Source organism: Streptomyces sp. NBC_01013 (genome assembly GCF_045162765.1).
Taxonomy (GTDB): Bacteria; Actinomycetota; Actinomycetes; order Streptomycetales; family Streptomycetaceae; genus Streptomyces.
Genome location: NZ_CP108687.1, coordinates 6,819,063 through 6,838,210 on the forward strand (window position 1 = coordinate 6,819,063; position 19,148 = coordinate 6,838,210).

19 protein-coding genes are annotated in these 19,148 nt (G+C 73.0%); 14 read left to right on the forward strand and 5 right to left on the reverse strand.

Annotated elements, in window-relative coordinates; translation table 11 throughout:
* Positions 1-34: 34 nt before the first annotated feature.
* Positions 35-967 (forward strand): LysR family transcriptional regulator, encoded by a 933-nt coding sequence (locus tag OG538_RS29725; RefSeq protein ID WP_406098525.1) that lies wholly within the window; start codon positions 35-37, stop codon positions 965-967.
* 69 nt (positions 968-1,036) lie between these two features.
* Positions 1,037-1,984: a phosphotransferase family protein gene (locus OG538_RS29730; protein WP_406098526.1), complete on the forward strand. Its 948-nt coding sequence runs from the start codon at positions 1,037-1,039 to the stop codon at positions 1,982-1,984.
* Between the two features lie 25 nt (positions 1,985-2,009).
* Here the strand turns inward: OG538_RS29730 and OG538_RS29735 are convergent, their stop codons facing one another.
* Together OG538_RS29735 and OG538_RS29740 are read right to left on the reverse strand one after the other, a co-directional pair.
* Positions 2,010-3,074 carry a class I SAM-dependent methyltransferase gene (locus OG538_RS29735; protein WP_406098527.1) on the reverse strand — a complete coding sequence of 355 codons (1,065 nt, stop codon included), beginning with the start codon at positions 3,072-3,074 and terminating at the stop codon, positions 2,010-2,012.
* A 194-nt stretch (positions 3,075-3,268) separates the two neighbouring features.
* Complete coding sequence (locus OG538_RS29740; protein WP_406098528.1) at positions 3,269-3,967, reverse strand: gamma-glutamyl-gamma-aminobutyrate hydrolase family protein; 699 nt, start codon at positions 3,965-3,967, stop codon at positions 3,269-3,271.
* A 114-nt stretch (positions 3,968-4,081) separates the two neighbouring features.
* Between OG538_RS29740 and OG538_RS29745 the strand changes: the two genes are divergently transcribed.
* Genes OG538_RS29745 through OG538_RS29760 form a run of 4 tightly spaced genes read left to right on the forward strand, consistent with a single transcriptional unit; the run spans position 4,082 to position 8,599 of the window.
* Positions 4,082-5,449 (forward strand): glutamine synthetase family protein, encoded by a 1,368-nt coding sequence (locus OG538_RS29745; RefSeq protein ID WP_406098529.1) that lies wholly within the window; start codon positions 4,082-4,084, stop codon positions 5,447-5,449.
* Between the two features lie 8 nt (positions 5,450-5,457).
* Positions 5,458-6,822 (forward strand): aldehyde dehydrogenase family protein, encoded by a 1,365-nt coding sequence (locus OG538_RS29750; protein WP_406098530.1) that lies wholly within the window; start codon positions 5,458-5,460, stop codon positions 6,820-6,822.
* 6 nt (positions 6,823-6,828) lie between these two features.
* Positions 6,829-7,617 (forward strand): 3-oxoacyl-ACP reductase, encoded by a 789-nt coding sequence (locus OG538_RS29755; RefSeq protein WP_406098531.1) that lies wholly within the window; start codon positions 6,829-6,831, stop codon positions 7,615-7,617.
* A 52-nt stretch (positions 7,618-7,669) separates the two neighbouring features.
* Positions 7,670-8,599: a DUF2510 domain-containing protein gene (locus tag OG538_RS29760; protein WP_406098532.1), complete on the forward strand. Its 930-nt coding sequence runs from the start codon at positions 7,670-7,672 to the stop codon at positions 8,597-8,599.
* Between the two features lie 19 nt (positions 8,600-8,618).
* On the opposite strand, the gene OG538_RS29765 is transcribed toward OG538_RS29760, so the two are convergent.
* On the reverse strand, positions 8,619-9,821 hold the full coding sequence (locus tag OG538_RS29765) for an amino acid deaminase/aldolase (protein ID WP_406098533.1): 1,203 nt from the start codon (positions 9,819-9,821) through the stop codon (positions 8,619-8,621).
* Positions 9,822-10,523: 702 nt separating this feature from the next.
* Here OG538_RS29765 and OG538_RS29770 point away from each other — a divergent pair.
* Positions 10,524-11,288: a hypothetical protein gene (locus tag OG538_RS29770; protein WP_406100366.1), complete on the forward strand. Its 765-nt coding sequence runs from the start codon at positions 10,524-10,526 to the stop codon at positions 11,286-11,288.
* A complete protein-coding gene (mycP, locus tag OG538_RS29775) occupies positions 11,285-12,481 on the forward strand; it encodes a type VII secretion-associated serine protease mycosin (protein WP_406098534.1) in 1,197 nt (398 codons plus the stop codon). Before OG538_RS29770 ends, mycP begins: the two co-directional genes overlap by 4 nt.
* A 7-nt stretch (positions 12,482-12,488) precedes the next feature.
* On the opposite strand, the gene OG538_RS29780 is transcribed toward mycP, so the two are convergent.
* Positions 12,489-13,415, reverse strand: coding sequence for a serine hydrolase (locus tag OG538_RS29780; protein ID WP_406098535.1), 927 nt, complete (start codon positions 13,413-13,415; stop codon positions 12,489-12,491).
* Between the two features lie 86 nt (positions 13,416-13,501).
* Between OG538_RS29780 and OG538_RS29785 the strand changes: the two genes are divergently transcribed.
* Positions 13,502-14,230 carry an SseB family protein gene (locus OG538_RS29785; protein ID WP_406098536.1) on the forward strand — a complete coding sequence of 243 codons (729 nt, stop codon included), beginning with the start codon at positions 13,502-13,504 and terminating at the stop codon, positions 14,228-14,230.
* A gap of 218 nt (positions 14,231-14,448) precedes the next feature.
* Here OG538_RS29785 and OG538_RS29790 read toward each other — a convergent pair whose 3' ends face one another.
* Complete coding sequence (locus OG538_RS29790) at positions 14,449-14,811, reverse strand: DUF1844 domain-containing protein (RefSeq protein ID WP_136327541.1); 363 nt, start codon at positions 14,809-14,811, stop codon at positions 14,449-14,451.
* Between the two features lie 339 nt (positions 14,812-15,150).
* Here OG538_RS29790 and infC point away from each other — a divergent pair, with 339 nt between their 5' ends.
* The 5 genes from infC (at position 15,151) to OG538_RS29815 (ending at position 19,074) form a co-directional block, all read left to right on the forward strand.
* On the forward strand, positions 15,151-15,867 hold the full coding sequence (gene infC / locus OG538_RS29795) for a translation initiation factor IF-3 (protein WP_406098537.1): 717 nt from the start codon (positions 15,151-15,153) through the stop codon (positions 15,865-15,867).
* 120 nt (positions 15,868-15,987) lie between these two features.
* Positions 15,988-16,182, forward strand: coding sequence for a 50S ribosomal protein L35 (gene rpmI, locus OG538_RS29800; RefSeq protein ID WP_003970213.1), 195 nt, complete (start codon positions 15,988-15,990; stop codon positions 16,180-16,182).
* A 107-nt stretch (positions 16,183-16,289) separates the two neighbouring features.
* Complete coding sequence (gene rplT / locus OG538_RS29805) at positions 16,290-16,673, forward strand: 50S ribosomal protein L20 (protein WP_277325215.1); 384 nt, start codon at positions 16,290-16,292, stop codon at positions 16,671-16,673.
* 112 nt (positions 16,674-16,785) lie between these two features.
* A complete protein-coding gene (locus OG538_RS29810) occupies positions 16,786-17,628 on the forward strand; it encodes a TrmH family RNA methyltransferase (protein WP_406098538.1) in 843 nt (280 codons plus the stop codon).
* Between the two features lie 297 nt (positions 17,629-17,925).
* Complete coding sequence (locus OG538_RS29815; protein ID WP_406098539.1) at positions 17,926-19,074, forward strand: ATP-binding protein; 1,149 nt, start codon at positions 17,926-17,928, stop codon at positions 19,072-19,074.
* Positions 19,075-19,148 lie beyond the last annotated feature (74 nt).

The window sequence follows — 19,148 nt, forward strand, 5'->3', positions numbered from 1 at the left end:
GGAGCCCGGGCCTATGAGGTCATAAGGTGAACTTATGACCAGCGACGCGCCTGCACTCCTCTCCCACCGGGTTCCCGATCTCGGCGCACTGGAACTGCTCCTCGCCGTCGCCCGGCACGGCAGCCTCGGACGGGCAGCCCGTGACGTGGGCATCACCCAGCCCGCCGCCAGCAGCCGTATCCGCTCGATGGAACGGCAGCTCGGCCTCGCCCTCCTCGACCGTTCGCCCCGGGGCTCCCGCCTCACGGACGCGGGAGCGCTCGTGACCGACTGGGCGCGCCGGGTCGTCGAGGCCGCCGAGGCGTTCGACGCCGGCGCCCAGGCCCTGCGGGACCGCCGCGACTCCCGGCTGCGCGTCGCAGCGTCCATGACCATCGCCGAGTACCTGCTCCCGGGCTGGCTGATAGCCCTGCGCGGCGCACGGCCCGACACCGCGGTCTCGCTGCACGCCGGCAACTCCGCGGTGGTCGCGCAACGCCTGCTGACCGGCGAGGCGGATCTCGGCTTCGTCGAGGGGCTGTCCGTACCGGAAGGGCTCGACGGCACCGTCATCGCGCACGACCGCCTGGTCGTCGTGGTCGCCCCCTCCCACGCCTGGGCCCGCCGCCGCGCCCCGCTGACTCCGCAGGAGCTGGCCGGGACGCCACTGATCCTGCGCGAGCACGGCTCCGGCACCCGCCAGGTCCTGGACGCCGCACTCGCCGTGCACGGGGGGCTGGCCCAGCCGCTCCTGGAACTCTCCTCCACCACGGCGGTGAAGGGGGCGGCGGAGAGCGGCGCCGGACCCTGTGTCCTGAGCGAACTGGCACTCGGCGAGGAACTGTCCGCCCGGCGCCTGGTCAAGGTGCCGATCGCCGGGGTCCGCCTGCGCCGCCAGCTCCGCGCCGTCTGGCCGTCGGGTCACCGGCCCACCGGCCCGGCCCGTGACCTGCTCTCCCTGACGCAGTCGAGCCCGGCCGGCGACTGAGGAGCCCGGCGCCCGCAGCCGTCGGAAATCCGCTGGTGCCCCCTCCCTCCGAGCGGGAAGGATGGGCGCATGACCGTGACCGCACCGCCCGCCACGGGTGTCCGCCACCACTGGGCCGACCTGCCGGACACCGTACGCAACGCCGTCCAGGACATCCTCGGGGCACCGGTCGTCGAGGTCCGCAGCCAGAGCGGCGGGTTCTCGCCCGGAGTCGCCGCGCGGGTCCGGCTCGCCAACGGCGGGCGCGCCTTCGTGAAGGCCGTGAGCGCCGAGGTCAACCCCGACAGCCCCGAGCAGCACCGCGCCGAGGCCCGGAACACCGCGGCGCTCCCGCCCCACGCCCCCGTACCGAAGCTGCTCGGCTCGTACGACGACGGCATCTGCGTCGCCCTCGTCCTGGAGGACATCGAGGGCCGCCAGCCCCGCGTCCCCTGGGACCCGGCCGAGCTGCACCGCGTCCTGACGGCCGTCGGCGACCTGTCGCACATCCTCACCCCGGCCCCGGTCGACGCTCCGTCCGCCGCCGCGGGCAAGACCACGATGTTCACCGGCTGGCGGACCCTGTACGCGGCAGGAGACACCACCCGGCTCGACCCCTGGGCGGCCCGTCGGCTCGGCGCACTCGCGGAACTGGAGTCCGGGTGGGCCGAGCTCGCCGAAGGCGACAGCCTCGTCCACGGCGACCTGCGCGCCGACAACATCCTGCTCACCGAGGACCGCGTCGTCTTCGTCGACTGGCCCCACGCGATGCGGGCCGCGCCCTGGTTCGACCTGTTGGCGATGCTGCCGTGCATCGCGGCTCAGGGCGGCCCCGACCCGGAGGCCACCTTCACCGCCCACCCGCTCGGCCGGGAGGCCGATCCGGCCGGGGTCACCGCCGTACTCACCGCCCTGGCCGGCTACTTCGTCGCGCACTCGCTGCGCGCGGACCCGCCGGGCCTCCCGACGCTCAGGGCGTTCCAGGCGGCCCAGGGCGCGGCGGCCCTGGGGTGGCTCCGCAGCCGGCTCGACGGGTGACCGGTCGCGGCCGCGGACCGCACCCTCACCGCCGCGCCACGTAGTAGACGTTCAGGATGTCGCCCTCGACCCGCTGGGTGTCGATCCGGCCGAATCCCGCTTCGCCGAGCATCCTCCGGGCGGACTGCTCACCCCACACGGTGCCCAGACCCTCACCGCCCTCGCCCAGCGAGACACTCATGCAGTAGAACACCGAGAACGTGTACAGCGCGGGGCCCAGCGGGTGTTCGATGTTGTCCTCCAGGCGGCTGGACGCCGCGATGTCCCCCATCAGGAACGTGCCGTCCTGTGCCAGGGAGGCGGCGACGGCGGCCAGCGTGCGCTCCGGCCGGGCCAGGTCGTGGATGACGTCGAACGCCGTGATCAGGTCGTAGGAACCGGACACCTCGGCGCAGTCGCCGATGTCGAAGGCGGTGTTGGTGAGCCCCAGCGCGGCGGCCTCGGCGCGAGCGGCGGCGATGCCCTCCTCGGACATGTCGAGCCCCTGGAAGCGGCTCGCCGGGAAGGCACGGGCCAGGACGTTGACCGCGTGACCGTGGCCGGTACCGATGTCCAGCACCTCGATGCCGTCGCGCAACCGCTCCGTGAGACCGGGCACCAGCGGAACGATCCCGTTGACCAGGGCCAGGTCGAAGACCTCACCGGACTCCTCCGCCTGGAGGCTCTGGAACCGCGGATACGCCGAATACGGGAGCCCGCCACCAGTACGGAACGCCTCCAGCACCTGCTGCTCGACCTCGCCCATCATGCCGAAGTCCTGCGCGATCCTGGCCAGGTTGTCGGGCCCGGCCGCCCGCGTCAGTGAGGCGGCGTGCTCGGGCGGCAAGGCGTAGGTGCGCTCCTCGGGTGCGTAGTCGACGACGCCGCCGACGACCATCGCGCCCAGCCACTCCCGGACGTACCGCTCGTTCAGACCGGCGGCCTGCGCGATCTCCGCACTCGTGGCCGGGGCCATCGTGGCCATCGTGTCGAACAGGCCGCTCTGGTGACCCAGGCCCGCCATCAGACCAAGGCAGGTGTCGTTCACCACCTGAAGCATGCGGCCCGCGAACACCTCCTGCTTCACTGCATCCGGTGCTGCGACAGACATCGTTCCTCCTCTCGTCATCGGGCCACGGGACGGAGGGGCGGGCAGACGGCCGGTCGCGCTCACGACGGGCGGCCCGACGGGACGGCGACGGATCTTCTCCTGTACGCCACGCTACGCCGCAGGGGAGCGGGCGGCCGCCCGGGGCGGCCGCCCGCTCCCCGTGGGACCACCGAACGCCCCGAGCACGCACCGCCTCAGCCGGCCGTGGAGGCCGCCGCCACCAACGCCCGCATCACCCGCACGTCGTCCCCCGCCTCCGGATGCCACTGCACCCCGAGGACCCACCCCGCACCGGGGAGCTCGACCGCCTCCACCGTCCCGTCCGCCGCGTGCGCCGAGGCGACCAGGCCCGCGCCGAGCCGGTCGACGGCCTGGTGATGGTAGGTGGGCACGTCGCAGGCCCCCGGCACCACGGAGGCGTAACGCGTACCGGGCACCGGTGCCACCGCGTGCGTGCCGAAGACCCCCGTCGCCCCGTCCGGCCCCGCGTGCCCGTCCAGATGCTGCGTCAGCGTGCCGCCGAGCGCCACATTGAGCAGCTGCATCCCGCGGCAGATCCCGAGCAGCGGCGTGCCGGACTCCAGCGCCGCCGCGATCAGCGCCGCCTCCCAGCCGTCCCGCTGCGGCGCGGGCGGCCCGCAACGGGGGTCGCGCTCCGCCCCGTACCGCGCGGGCTCCACATCCGGCCCGCCCGCCACCACCACCGCGTCGAGCCGGGCCACCAGCGACGCCGCGAGCTCGGGCGCGTCCGGTGGCAGCAGCACGGCTGCCCCGCCGGCCTCCCGGACCAGCCGGGCGTATCCGGCGGGCAGCAGCGTGGCCGGCAGGTCCCAGACCCCCCAGCGCGCCGACGCCTCCAGGTAGGTACTGATCCCGATCAGCGGACGGTTCATCCAACGCCTCACTTCACTCGCACGGCACGCGGAACGAACCGGCACCGTATCCAAATCCCTTGCCCTGCCCATAGATTTGGATCATCTGTCGGCCCGCGAGGAGAGGATCCATCCGTGTCCGACCGAACAGCCCCGCTCGCCGTCGAGGAACTCCGCCTCCTCGTCGCCGGCGGTGAGATCGACACCGTGGTCCTGGCCTTCCCCGACATGCAGGGGCGCCTCCAGGGCAAACGCTTTGCCGCCGCCTTCTTCCTCGACGAGGTCGTGGGGCACGGAACCGAGGGCTGCAACTACCTCCTCGCCGTCGACACCGACATGAACACCGTCGACGGCTACACCATGTCCTCCTGGGACCGCGGCTACGGCGACTTCGCCATGCACCCCGACCTCAGCACCCTGCGGCGGGTGCCCTGGCACGAGGCCACCGCCATGGTCACCGCCGACCTCACCTGGGCCGACGGCTCACCCGTCAACGCCGCGCCCCGCCAGATCCTGCTCCGCCAGCTGGAGCGCCTCGCGGAGCACGGCTACACGGCCCACGTCGGCACCGAGCTCGAGTTCATCGTCTTCAAGGACACCTACGAACAGGCCTGGGACCGCGGCTACCGCGACCTGACCCCGGTCAACCAGTACAACGTCGACTACTCCGTCCTCGGCACCGGCCGCGTCGAGCCCCTGCTGCGCCGCATCCGCAACGAGATGGCGGGCGCGGGCCTGACCGTCGAGTCCGCCAAGGGAGAGTGCAACCCCGGCCAGCACGAGATCGTGTTCCGGTACGACGAGGCGCTGGTCACCTGCGACCAGCACGCCGTCTACAAGACGGGTGCCAAGGAGATCGCCGCGCAGGAGGGCGTCGCGCTCACCTTCATGGCCAAGTTCAACGAGCGCGAGGGCAACTCCTGCCACATCCACCTCTCCCTCCGGTCCACCGGTGAACCCGGCCGCAGCGTCATGGCGGACACCGACGGGTCCATGTCCCCCGTCATGCGCCACTTCCTGGCCGGCCAGCTCGCCGCCCTGCGCGACTTCTCCCTCCTCCACGCGCCGAACATCAACTCCTACAAGCGCTTCCAGCCCGGCTCGTTCGCCCCGACGGCCGTCGCCTGGGGCCACGACAACCGCACCTGCGCACTGCGCGTCGTCGGCCACGACCAGTCCCTGCGACTGGAGAACCGGCTCCCCGGCGGTGACGTCAACCCGTACCTCGCCGTGGCCGCACTCGTCGCGGCGGGCCTGTACGGCATCGAGCACGCACTCGAACTGCCCGAGCCCTGCGAGGGAAACGCCTACGCCGCCGCCTACGACCACGTCCCCACCACCCTGCGGGAGGCGGCCGGGCTCTGGGAGCACAGCGAGATCGCCCGCGAGGCCTTCGGTGACGAAGTCGTCGCGCACTACCGCAACATGGCACGCGTCGAACTCGACGCCTTCGACGCCGCGGTGACCGACTGGGAGCTCCGCCGCTCCTTCGAACGCCTGTGAGGGCCCCCTTGATCCGTGAGCACCAGGTACTGAACCCGGCGACGGAGGAACTCCTCGCCACCGTCCCCGCCACCACGGCGGCCGGGGTGCACACCGCGGTCACCCGCGCCGCCGCGGCGCAGCGGGCCTGGGCGGCACTCGCCCCCGGGGACCGGGCCCGGCTGCTGCGCCGGTTCGCCGCCGTCGTCGACTCCCACGCCGAGGAGCTGGCCCGGCTGGAGGTCCAGGAGGCCGGGCACACCATCGGCAACGCGCGCTGGGAGGCGGGCAACGTCCGCGATCTGCTCGACTTCGCCGCCGGGGGAGTCGAGCGGCTCAGCGGCCGGCAGATCCCCGTCCCCGGCGGCATCGACATCACCCTGCTCGAACCCCTCGGCGTCATCGGGGTGATCGCCCCGTGGAACTTCCCCATGCCGATCGCCGCCTGGGGGGCCGCCCCCGCACTCGCCGCAGGCAACGCCGTCGTCCTGAAACCCGCCGAGACCACCCCGCTGACCGCACTCCGGCTCGCCGAACTCTCCCTGGACGCGGGCCTTCCCGAGCACCTCTTCCAGGTGCTGCCGGGTGCGGGCGACGAGGCCGGCAACGCGCTGGTCGAGCACCCGGGAGTCGCCAAGATCGTCTTCACCGGCTCCACCCGGGTCGGCAAGCAGATCATGGCCAGGTGCGCCGAGCGCGTGAAGCGGATCACCCTCGAACTCGGCGGCAAGAGCCCCAACATCGTCTTCGCCGACGCCGACATCGAAGCCGCGGCGGCCGCCGCCCCGCTGTCCTTCCTGGACAACGCCGGCCAGGACTGCTGTGCCCGGACCCGGATCCTCGTCCAGCGCTCCGCGTACGACCGCTTCCTCGAACTCCTCGCCCCGGCCCTCGCCGCCGTCGTGGTCGGCGACCCGGCCGACGAGAAGACGCAGATGGGCCCGCTCATCTCGCGGACGCAACTGGACCGGGTGCGCGGGTACGTCCCCGAGGACGCCGCCGCGATCCGCGGCAGCGCGCCCGAGGGCCCCGGATTCTGGTTCCCGCCGACCGTCCTCACCGGCGTGACCGCGGACGCGCCCGTGGCCACCGAGGAGGTCTTCGGACCGGTCGCCGTCGTCCTGCCCTTCGAGGACGAGGCGGACGCCGTCCGGCTCGCCAACGCCACCGACTACGGCCTGGCCGGATCGCTCTGGACCCGCGACGTGGGGCGCGCGCTGCGCGTCGCCCAGGCCGTCCGGGCGGGCAATCTCTCCGTCAACTCCCACTCCGCGGTCCGCTACTGGACCCCGTTCGGTGGGTTCAAGCAGTCCGGCCTCGGCCGCGAACTGGGCCCGGACGCCCTTACCGCCTTCACCGAAACCAAGAACGTCTTCCTCAGTACGGAGGCCTGAAACGGTATGACCACGGACCACGGGAACATCTGTCGCCGCCTCGTCGGCCGTACCGCCGTCATCACCGGCGCCGGCAGCGGCATCGGCCTGGCCGCCGCCCACCGGCTCGCCTCGGAAGGGGCGAAGGTGGTCTGCGGCGACATCGACGAGACCGCCGGCAAGGCCGCCGCCGAAGCGGTCGGCGGCACCTTCGTACGCGTGGACGTCACCGATCCCGGACAGGTCGAGGCCCTGTTCAGGACGGCGCAGGACACGTACGGCTCCGTCGACGTCGCCTTCAACAACGCCGGTATCTCACCGCCCGACGACGACTCCATCCTCACCACCGGGCTGGAGGCGTGGAAGCGCGTCCAGGACGTCAACCTCACCTCCGTCTACCTGTGCTGCAAGGCGGCCCTGCCCTACATGCGGCGTCAGGGCCGGGGATCGATCATCAACACCGCCTCCTTCGTCGCCAGGATGGGGGCGGCGACCTCGCAGATCTCGTACACCGCCTCCAAGGGCGGCGTGCTGGCGATGTCGCGCGAACTGGGCGTCCAGTTCGCCCGCGAGGGCATCCGGGTCAACGCCCTGTGCCCGGGGCCGGTCAACACCCCACTGCTCCGGGAACTCTTCGCCAAGGACCCGGAGCGCGCCGCCCGCCGGCTCGTGCACATCCCGCTCGGCCGGTTCGCCGAGGCGTCCGAGATCGCGGCCGCCGTCGCGTTCCTGGCGAGCGACGACTCCTCGTTCGTCAACGCCACCGACTTCCTCGTCGACGGCGGCATCTCCGGTGCCTACGTCACACCGCTGTAGGGGAGGGCCCGGAAGCCGGGAGGGCGCTGAAGCACCCTTCTAGAGTGGAGCCATGAGCAACGCGACGCCGCCCGGCTGGTACCCGGACACGGCCGCCCCCGGTCACGAGCGGTGGTGGGACGGGACGGCCTGGACCGGTCACACCCGAACCCACCCCGCCGCGACCCAGCAGTCCGGTCCCGGCCGGGGAGCCGGAGGAGGCGGCGGCACGGGCGCCAGGACCGTCGCGATCGTGGCGGCCGGTGCGGTGGTCGTCGCGGTGACCGTGGCGGGAGCGGTGCTGCTCAACAGGGGCGATGACACCGCGCCCACCACGACCCGGTCGGGCAGCTCGGCCCCGAGCCCCGCCGACACCGCCGCCGACGCGAAGCCCGACGACGGCCCGTCGCCCGAAGGGGCACCGGCCGACGAGGACCCCGCGGTCCTCGTCGACCAGCTCAACGGCATCACCCTGCCGATCCCCGACGGCTGGGAGCGGCCCGAACGCACCGCTGGGGAACTGCTCACGATCCACACGACCGACTCCTACGACTGCCCCGGGGCCTCCTCGTCGTTCTGCTACCACGGCACGGTGACCACCCGCACCCCGGGCGGCACCGACGCCACCACGCCCGAGGCGCTCGCCAGGGAGGACATCGGCGCCGCCGCGGACCGGGCGTACGAGGAGGACGTCGTCGGCCGGCGCATCCACGGCGGCATCGTCTCCCACCGGCAGATCGCCGCCGGGCCGGTCAGCGTCGCCGGACGCACCGGATACCGGGTGCGCTGGCGGGTCGTCACCGCCGAGGGGCCGGGCGGCTACGTCCAGTCCCTCGTCTTCCCCTCGGCCGTCGGCAGCGAGTCGCCCGTCGTCGTCCGCTACGCCTTCGACGCCGGCCCCGACGGCCCGCCCCTCGCCCTCATGGACACGCTCACCGAGGGCATCCGGCCGATCGGCGACCGTGGGACCGGCGGGGGCGTCGGCAGCTCCATCGCCCCCTGAGGCGCCGTGGATCGCCCGCTCAGAGGAAGGTGCGGCCCTCGCCCCGGTACGTCGGCACCGTCGCCGTCACCCGGTCACCCTCGATCAGCTGAAGCTCGTCGAACCGCTCGCACAGCTCACCGGCCTTCGCGTGCCGGAACCACACCTTGTCCCCGATCAGCAGATCGTCGGCCGGGGCGCCGAGCAGTGGGGTCTGCACCTCGCCGGGGCCCTCCTGCGGGTCGTAGCGCAGACCCTCCGGGAGGTACGGGACCGGCAGCCGGTCCGCGCCCGCGGCCCCGGAAGCCGGGTAACCGCCACCGAGCACCGTCACCACGCCCACCCCGGGCCTGCGCACCACGGGCTGGGCGAACAGGGCCGCCGGCCGCGCCGTGAACGAGGTGTAGTTGTCGAACAGCCGCGGCACGTAGAGGCCGGAACCGGCCGCGATCTCGGTGACGGCGGCCTCCGCCGCGGTGTGCTGCACACTGCCGGTGCCGCCGCCGTTCACGAACTCCAGGTCCGGCGCCACGGCCCGCACCGCCCGCACCACCTCGGCCCTCCGCGCCGCCAGCTCCCGACGGCCCGTGGCCTGCATCAGCCGGATCGCCCGGGAGCGCAGCGGCCGTCCCGCGACCGAGTCACCCACCCCGGCGATGTGCCCCTCGTACGCCATGAGTCCCACCAGCCTGAATCCGGGCCGGCGGGCGACGGACCTGGCCAGCTCCGCCAGCTGGGCGGGGGAGCGCAGCGGCGAGCGCAGGGCGCCGATCCTGACCCGGCCGCCGAGCATCCGCAGCGAGGTGTCCAGCTCCAGACAGACCCGGATCTCCTCCGCGCCCCCGGCCCGCGCGGCGTCGATCAGCTCCAACTGCGCGTGGTCGTCCACCATCACGGTCACGGCGGCGGCCAGCTTCGGGTCCGCTGCCAGCTCAGCGAAGGCCGAACGGTCGGCTGACGGATAGGCCAGCAGAACGTCCTCGAACCCGGCGCGCGCCAGCCACAGCGACTCCGCGAGCGTGAACGACATGATCCCGGCGAATCCGGGCCGCGCCAGGACACGCTCCAGCAGGGCACGGCAGCGCACCGATTTGCTCGCCACCCGGACCGGCTTTCCGGCCGCACGCCGTACGAGATCGTCGGCGTTGGCGTCGAACGCCTCCAGGTCGACGACGGCGATGGGGGCGTCGAGATGGGCGGTGGCCCGGTTGTAACGGGTCCGGTCAGCGGCACGGGCAGTCATGGCCGCAGCTTGCCAGACGGTTGTACCGCTGGGTAGGGGGACGATCTGCGCAGATCGGCACCCAGGGCCCGTCCGGCGTGGCGGCCCGCTCCCACCACGCCCTCCCCAGCCCGTAGAGTGACCGGCACGCGGCGAGCAACGGCCCTGCCAGTGCGGCCGGTCCGCGTGCGGTACGGAACGGACCAGGGGGGGCGGATGAGTACCGAGGCGCAGCGCGCTCCCGTCCCGCCACGCCCGACCGCCCCGCCACAGCCTCTCCCGGAGCCGGCCGACCGGGGAACGGGCACCGCCGTCCCGCCCCGCCCTGTCACCCCGCCGCGGAGCGATCGCGCATCCGCTCCTGCGGCGAGCGGCCCGGCGCCGGCCGCGCCTGCTGCCCCACCACGACCCCTCTCCCCGGCCGCCACCGAGCCCTCGCCCCCCGTGGAGACGACCGCCCGCCTGCGCCCCGTGCCCCCCGGCCCGCCCGTTGAGGCGCCCGTCCCCACCGGGGCACCGGCGTTCCCGCCCGTCTCCTCCACCGGCGCCCCGGCGTCCCTGCCCGGTACGCCCCCGGCGGCGACCCGGCGGCGTCCCGTGGGCGCCGTCGAACTCGGCGGCCCGCCGGCCCGGTTCGGGGCAGCGGTGCCGTACCCGTACCGGCCCCCGCACATCCACCCCCCGGCCGAGACGCCGGCCGAGACCACCACCCGGCTCCGGCCCGTGCGGACCCGGCACCCCTTCAGGACCGCGGCCGCGGCGGTCTGTGTCGTGCTCGGACTCGGGCTGATCGGCGGGGCCGCCACCGGCAGCTGGCTCATCAGCGACTCGTCGGCCGATCCCGCGGCACACAGCGCCTACACCGTGGGCCGCGAGGCCTGGCACAGCATCCCGGTCGACACGCTCTTCCCCCGGACGCTCAAGGGCGACGGCGCGGGACCCGGCGGCGCCGACCGTGTCTGGACGAGGATCGCCGTGGCCCCGGACAGCGGCTGCACGGGCGCACTCGACCCGCTGCTGCTCAAGACCCTTCGACCGGTCGGCTGCGCCCGACTGCTCCGCGCCACGTACACCGACGCGACGAGCAGCAGCGTCACCACGGTCGGACTGGTCTTCACCGAGGGTGACACCGGGGCGATGCGGGCGCTCGGTTCCCGCTACACCCGTGAGCACCTCGACGCGCGCGCCGACCTGATGCCCCGTACGTACGCCGTGAAGAACAGCCCCGCCGCAGGATTCGGCGACCGGCAGCGCGCCAGCTGGACCGTGCACGTACTGACGGAGGTGCCCGTCGTGGTGTTCGCCGTTTCCGGCTTCGCCGACGGGCGCAAGGTCACCGACCCGCAGCCTGCCGAGAAGGCGATGGCGGTGGACGCGACGACCGCGGCAGCCCAGGCCGGACTCGGGTACGAGGCCAAGGGCGTGGCCGACCGGGTCGAGCGCGGACTGCGCAGAACCGTCGCCGATCTCACGGAGAAGCCCGAATGAGCCGCCGCGTCCGCCCCCGCAGGCTCCTCGGCGCGGTCTGCGCCGCCACCGCGTTCGCGCTGCTGCCCGCACCCCCTGCCGGAGCGGACACCATCCGGGCCCAGCAGTGGGGCCTGGACGCCCTGCACACGGACCGGGCCTGGCAGACCACCCGAGGCAAGGGAATCACCGTCGCCGTCGTCGACACCGGGGTCGACGGCAGCCTGCCCGACCTCACGGGCCAGGTGCTCGACGGCAAGGACATGATCGGTTTCGGCGCCGGGCGAGGCGACCGGTCCTGGGCCAGGCACGGCACCGCGATGGCCGGGATCATCGCCGGCCGGGGCCACGGCAGCGATGGGGACGAGGGGGTCATCGGCATCGCGCCCGAGGCGAAGATCCTCCCCGTCCGGGTCATCCTCGAAGCGAGCGACCCCGCCCGCGCCAAGGCCCGCAAGTCCCGCGGGACCGCCCTCGCCGACGGCATCCGCTGGGCCGCCGACCACGACGCCGACGTCATCAACCTCTCCCTCGGCGACGACAGCGCGTCCGCGCACCCCGAGCCCGGTGAGGACGCCGCCATCCAGTACGCACTGAAGAAGGGCGCGGTCGTCGTCGCCTCTTCCGGGAACGGGGGCGAGAAGGGCGACCACATCTCGTACCCCGCCGCCTACCCGGGTGTGATCGCGGTCGCCGCGGTCGACCGGTACGGCACCCACGCCTCGTTCTCCACCCGCCGCTGGTACGCCACCGTGAGCGCGCCCGGGGTCGACATCGTCGTCCCCGCTCCCGACCGCAAGTACTACGTGGAGTGGGGCACTTCCGCAGCATCGGCGTTCGTCTCCGGCGCGGTCGCGCTGGTGCGTGCCGCCCATCCGGGCCTCTCGCCCGCCCAGATCAAGAAGCTCCTCACGGACACCGCCCGCAACTCCCCGTCCACCGGCCGCGACGACGCCCGCGGCTACGGAATCGTCGACCCGGCCGCGGCCATCGAAGCGGGCGCCTCCCTGCGCCCCGGCGGGCTGCGCGCGGACTCCGCCGCGGCCGGCTACCGCAAGCAGTACTTCGGCTCCGGCCCCACCCCGCCCCGTGCGGACGACGGTCCCGCGGACTGGCTGGCCCCGGCGGCGGGCGGCATCGGCGCGATCCTGCTGGCCCTGGCCGTCGTCCTGTGGCGCGCCCGCAACGGCCGCTCGCCCTTCCCCCGTCGCTGAACGGCCCTCACCCCGCGGCGCCGGCCCGCACCACGGCCACTGCGGCCTTCGCCGCCGCCTCGACGAGCGCGATGCCCGACTCCTTGGTCCGCTGACCACCGGAAAGCACCGCCACCAGGTAGGTCCGGCCGTCCGCCGTCACCTGCCCGATGCTGTTGATGTTCCACAGCCCGGTGGCGGTGCGCGGCATCCAACCGTTCTTGAGCGCCCACGCGCTGCCCGCCGCCGACACCCCCCACTGCTGGTCGGCCTCGACCTGCGCCATCAGCCCCCGCACACAGGCCCGGGACTCCTCGCTCAGTCCGGCGTCCGCGTCCGTGCCGAACACCGCCTCCAGCAGCGTCAGCTGATCGGCGGCGGTGGTACGGGTCAGACCCCAGGCCTGCGCGGCCGTCGTCGAGGTGAGACCGAGCCGTTCGTTGGCGGCGTCGAGCCCGGCGGCTCCGCCCACCGCCGCCAGCAGCGCGGTGGCGGAGTCGTTGTCGCTCCGCTCGATCATCGCGACGGCGTGGGCGTGCTCGCCCGTGGTCAGGGCCCGCTTCTCGTCCTGGGCCCGGAGCAGCAGCGCGGCGAGAATGTCGACCTTGACGATGCTCGCGGTGTCGTACGTGGCGTCCGCGCCCCCGTACACCGCACGCGTCCTGCCCGCGCTGTCCAGCACGGCCACCGACAGCGCCGCCGTGCCCGCATCGGCCAGCAGGGGCTCGACGGCCGCGGCCAGCTCCGTGTCCCGTTCCACCGTCGGCTCCTCGCTCGCCGCCGCGACCGGAGCGGTCGCTGCCGAGGGGACGGACGATACGGAAGCCGCGGCTGCGGGCGCGTGACCGGCCGGCCTTCCGGCCAGATACGCGCCACCGGCAGCCGAGCCGGCCAGGACGACCGCGGCCGCCACGGTCGCGGACAGTGCGGATCTGCGGATTCTGTGTCGGGACATGGCCCGGACGCTAGGAACCGCGGCTGAGAGGAGGCTGAGCCCGACCTGTCGACGGGATGAGAATGCCCAGGCACTAGGCTCGCCCTGTGGCGCAGAAGAACATTCCGGACCCCGGATACTCCGACGACGACGGTACGGCCGACCCCGCTCTGACCGCGGCACTCGCCGCCTGGGCCGAGGACCGCAAGGCCGTCGGCGCGGTACTCGAAGCCCTCAGGGGGGCCCGCCTCCTCGTTCCCGTGGTGGCCGTCCTCGGTGAGGTCGAGGAGGACGAGAACGGGCTGCGCCGCGAGAAGACGAGCGACATGGCGGTCCCCACCCTCCAGGCCGGCGAGCGTCGCGCCCTGCCCGCCTTCACCTCCACCGCCTCGCTGGCCCGTTGGGACCCGCAGGCCCGCCCCGTCGCCGTACCCCTGCACCAGGCCCTCCAGGCCGCCGCGCACGAGAAGGCCGACACGGTGGTGCTCGACCTCGCCGGGCCGGTGGCCTTCGAGCTCAGCGGGTCCGCACTGCTCGCCCTCGCCGAGGGCCGTACCAGCGCCGACCCGCTGGACGATCCGGCCGTCATCGCCGCGGTACGTGACGCTGTCGCCGCGGAGCCGGCGGTGCTCCGCGCCCACCTCGGGCCGGGTCGCGCCGACGGCACGCTCGCCCTCGTCCTGACGGCGGACGCCGATCCCGCCGAGGCGGCGGGCCGGGTCGCGCAGGCGCTGGCGGCGCACGAGGTACTGCGGGCCCGGCTGAACCGCGGCCTGGACCTCGCGCTGCTCCCGGCCGACGCGCACACGCCCGGTGAGGCCCTGTTCACGCGCTGACCCGATCTGTTCCCCGCCCCCGAAGCGACCGCAGGCCGAAGTGCCGCCTGGGGAATCGGACGATCGCGGCGCTCGCGCACCGGCCGGCCCCCGTCGCGCCCTGGTGGCAGGGGGAGTCCGGTCCCGCCCCGCACGACGTGAGCCCGCTGCCCGGTTCGGGCAGCGGGCTCACGGTCGGAAGAGGCGGAACGAGGGGCGAGGAAGGCAGAGGGGCGGGATCAGCCGAAGACCGGGCCGGTGTACTTCTCGCCGGGGCCCTGGCCGGGCTCGTCGGGCACGAGCGAGGCCTCGCGGAACGCGAGCTGCAGGGACTTCAGGCCGTCACGCAGCGGCGCCGCGTGGAAGGAGCTGATCTCCGTGGTGCTCGCGTCCAGCAGGCCGGCCAGTGCGTGGACCAGCTTGCGGGCCTCGTCGAGGTCCTTGTGCTCGTCGCCGTCCTCGGTCAGTCCGAGCTTCACAGCGGCGGCGCTCATCAGATTGACCGCGACCGTCACGATCACCTCGACCGCGGGCACCTCCGCGATGTCGCGGGCCATCTCGTCGAAGCCGGGGGAATCACTGGTGGGGGTCGCGTCACTCATGCGCCATACGATAGGCCCCCGGCACGGCCGCTTCTCCTGCGGGAGTGCGCGCGGCCACCGGTTAGCGCACGCCCCGCCGAGCTGCTAACCTTGTGTAACGACCGGCTGGGCATCTATGTGCCCGGCCCACAAGTGGAGGCTCCGATCTCCCACCTGGCCGTCCTCAGGACGGCGGGTCACCGGTCAGGTGGCGCCCATCGTTCCGTACGGACGATGGAGCCGCCCGATGCGCCCCGCGGTAGATCGCGGCGGTGTTCCGGTTGTTCAGGAGCCCCGCCTGTGTCCCGTCGGGGCATTTTTCATGGTCCCGCACGGTTGGTCTGTCGAAACAGACGTTACGTGGCTGTCTGCCAGGCGGTCACGTGGTGCTACCGAGGAGGATCCATCAGCGCCGAGCCCCGCATCAACGACCGGATTCGCGTGCCCGAGGTGCGACTTGTCGGTCCCAGCGGCGAGCAGGTCGGGATTGTTCCGCTTGCCAAGGCCCTGGAACTCGCACAGGAGTACGACCTCGACCTGGTCGAGGTGGCGGCTACCGCCCGTCCGCCCGTGTGCAAGCTCATGGACTACGGGAAGTTCAAGTACGAGTCGGCCATGAAGGCCCGTGAGGCGCGCAAGAACCAGGCGCACACGGTCATCAAGGAGATGAAGCTCCGGCCGAAGATCGACCCGCACGACTATGACACCAAGAAGGGTCACGTCGTCCGGTTCCTCAAGCAGGGCGACAAGGTCAAGATCACGATCATGTTCCGTGGTCGCGAGCAGTCCCGCCCCGAGCTGGGCTTCCGACTGCTCCAGCGTCTCGCTTCGGACGTGGAGGAACTCGGCTTCATCGAGTCCAACCCGAAGCAGGACGGCCGGAACATGATCATGGTTCTGGGCCCGCACAAGAAGAAGACCGAAGCCATGGCCGAGGCCCGCGAGGCCCAGGCCGCCCGCAAGGCGGAGCGTCAGGGGTACACCCACGACGACGACGCCGAGGCTGCGGACGAGGCTGTCGAGGCTCCGGCCGAGGCGACCTCCGAGGCTCCGGCCGAGACACCCTCCGAGGCGTGACCTCCGGGGGCTGCCATCCAGGCGCCCCCGGGTCCACCCGGAGTCCCACCAAGATCTGACGCCCCTGCAGTCCGGTGCCCGCACCGAGAGGGGCGCCACTGACGAGGAGAGAACGGCGCGATGCCGAAGAACAAGACGCACAGCGGTGCCAGCAAGCGCTTCAAGATCACCGGCTCCGGCAAGGTGCTCCGGGAGAGGGCCGGCAAGCGCCACCTGCTCGAGCACAAGTCGTCCAAGAAGACCCGCTCGCTGACCGGCACGGTCGTCGTGGCTCCGGCCGACGCCAAGAAGATCAAGAAGCTTCTCGGCAAGTGAGGCCGTCGTCCCCGGTGACACCGGGGACGCGCCCTCGATCCGACCGGGACCAATTCGTTTCCGGGCCGTGTGAGTACGACCACGGCCCCGCTACAAGGAGTTAACAAGTGGCACGCGTCAAGCGGGCAGTCAACGCCCACAAGAAGCGCCGGGCAATTCTCGAGGCCGCCAGCGGTTACCGCGGTCAGCGCTCGCGCCTGTACCGCAAGGCCAAGGAGCAGGTCACCCACTCCCTGGTCTACAACTACAACGACCGCAAGAAGCGCAAGGGCGACTTCCGTCAGCTGTGGATCCAGCGCATCAACGCCGCTGCCCGCCAGAACGGCATGACGTACAACCGCCTCATCCAGGGTCTGAAGGCCGCCAACGTCGAGGTGGACCGCAAGATCCTGGCCGAGCTCGCGGTCAACGACGCCAACGCGTTCGCCGCCCTCGTCGAGGTTGCCCAGAAGGCCCTCCCGAGCGACGTCAACGCCCCGAAGGCCGCCTGATCCAGGCAGTACTTCTTGGCTTTTGAGCCGGACCCGCAGGCGCACGTCGTCTGCGGGTCCGGTGCGTTCACCACCCGGACCTTTTCGTAACGCAGAGAGGCTCGCCGCCGACATGGGCACCCCCGAACTGATCTCCCCGCGATCGCCACGGGTCGCCGCCGCCCGGCGGCTGGCCAGGCGCAACTTCCGCGGCAAGGAGCGCAGGTTCATCGCCGAGGGGCCGCAGGCCGTCCGCGAGGCCGCGGACCACCGCGGCAGCGACGGCGAGCCGACCCTCGTCGAACTGTTCGCCACCGTCGAGGCCGCCGAGCGCTACGAAGCGATCGTCGACGCCGCCCACGCGGCGGGAGCCCGAGTGCACCTGGCCGACAGCGAGGTCCTGGCCGACGTCTCGCAGACCGTCACCCCGCAGGGCCTGATCGGAGTCTGCCGCTTCCTCGACTCGCCGTTCGCGTCGGTCATCGCCGCACGGCCGAAGCTGGTCGCCGTCCTGGCGAACGTCCGGGACCCCGGGAACGCCGGTACGGTACTGCGCTGCGCCGACGCCGCAGGCGCCGACGCGGTCGTCCTGACCGACGCCTCCGTGGACCTGTACAACCCCAAATCCGTGCGCGCATCCGTCGGTTCGCTCTTCCACCTGCCCGTCGCCGTCGGCGTGCCCGTCGAGCAGGCCGTGCAGGGGCTGCGGGATGCCGGTGTTCGGATCCTCGCGGCCGACGGCGCGGGCGAGGACGACCTCGACGACGAGCTCGACGCCGGCACCATGGGCGGTCCCACCGCCTGGGTCTTCGGCAACGAGGCCTGGGGCCTCCCCGAGGAGACCCGGGCGCTGGCCGACGCCGTCGTGCGCGTACCGATCCACGGCCGGGCGGAGAGCCTCAACCTGGCCACTGCCGCGGCCGTCTGCCTGTACGCCTCCGCGCGCGCCCAGCGTCCACGCCGCAGCGCCGGCTGAACCACCCGCGCCACCGCTTTTGGCCCAGGGCCCCCGCAGGGTGTCGCTCCGCCACCGGCGACTAGGGCCTGTTTCGAAAGTAGCGCCGTCCGCCCGGAGGGCGGGCTCGGCGGCGTCCGGCGCGTGCGATCGCAAGGCGGAGGGTCGCCCCGATACTGGGCGTATCGGGGTGATCCCGACAACGCGGCGAGCGTGCGTGCCAGGCGTCGCCGAGCAGGCGGGACTTTCGAAACACGCCCTAGTAGGGTGACGAACTCGGGGGCCCACTGCACCTGTTCGAGAGGTGGGTACGGGAATATGGCTGTCGGCATGAGCGGACCGCGGGAGCGCGCGGAGGCCGTCGTGCGCGCCGCCGAGGACCCGGACGGCATCACCGTCGCGGGGAGCGGAGCCGGTCCGGCGCTGGATCCGGATGACCTCCCCGACGGGCTCGTCGTCGCGGACGAGACCGGCCGGATCATCTGCTTCAACTCCGCCGCCGCACGGATCACCGCCGTGCCCAGGGCCGCAGCACTCGGCCGCCCGCTGGAACACGCGCTGCCGCTGGAGGACCTCAAGGGCCGCCGCTGGTGGGAGCTGACCGACCCCTACGGCGGCCTCGCCACGCGCGTCGGGCAGCCCGAACGCAACCTCCTGCTGCCCGGTGGCCGCGAGGTCCTCGTCTCCGCCCGCTACGTACGCGAGAGCCCTACCGGCCCCGTGCACCGGCTGGTGATCAGCCTGCGCGGCACCGAGGCCCGCCGCCGCAACGAACGCAGCAACGCCGAACTCATCGCGACCGTGGCCCACGAGCTCCGCTCGCCGCTCACGTCCGTGAAGGGCTTCACCGCCACGCTGCTGGCCAAGTGGGAGCGGTTCACGGACGACCAGAAGCGGCTGATGCTGGAGACCGTCTACGCGGACGCCAACCGGGTCACCCGCCTGATCACGGAGCTCCTGGACATCTCCCGGATCGACTCGGGACGTCTGGAGGTGCGGCGCCAGCCCGTCGACCTCTCCGCCGCCGTCGAGCGCCACATCCAGGCGCTCACCGCATCCGGCCAGGACCCCGGCCGGTTCCTCGTCCGTACCTGCCAACCGCTGCCCACCGTCTGGGCCGACCCGGACAAGGTCGACCAGGTGCTCGGCAACCTGCTGGAAAACGCGGTGCGCCACGGCGAGGGAACCGTCACCATCGAGGTGGCACCCGCACCGGCGAAGAGCGACGAGAAGGGAACGGCGGTCACCGTGAGCGACGAAGGCCCCGGCATCCCCGAGGAGTCGATGGGCCGTGTCTTCACCCGCTTCTGGCGGGGGAGCAAGCGCGGCGGCACCGGCCTGGGCCTCTACATCGTCAAGGGCATCGTCGAGGCGCACGGCGGCACGATCGCGGTCGGCCGCGGCCCCGGGGGCGGCGCCGAGTTCCGATTCGTCCTGCCGGTGAGTACGCCGGCGTATATGAAGTAGAGGGGTTCGCGGAGCGGCCCACGGGCGCCCTGTGCATCCTGCGGCCCGTAGACTCGACCTTTGGCACCTTTGTG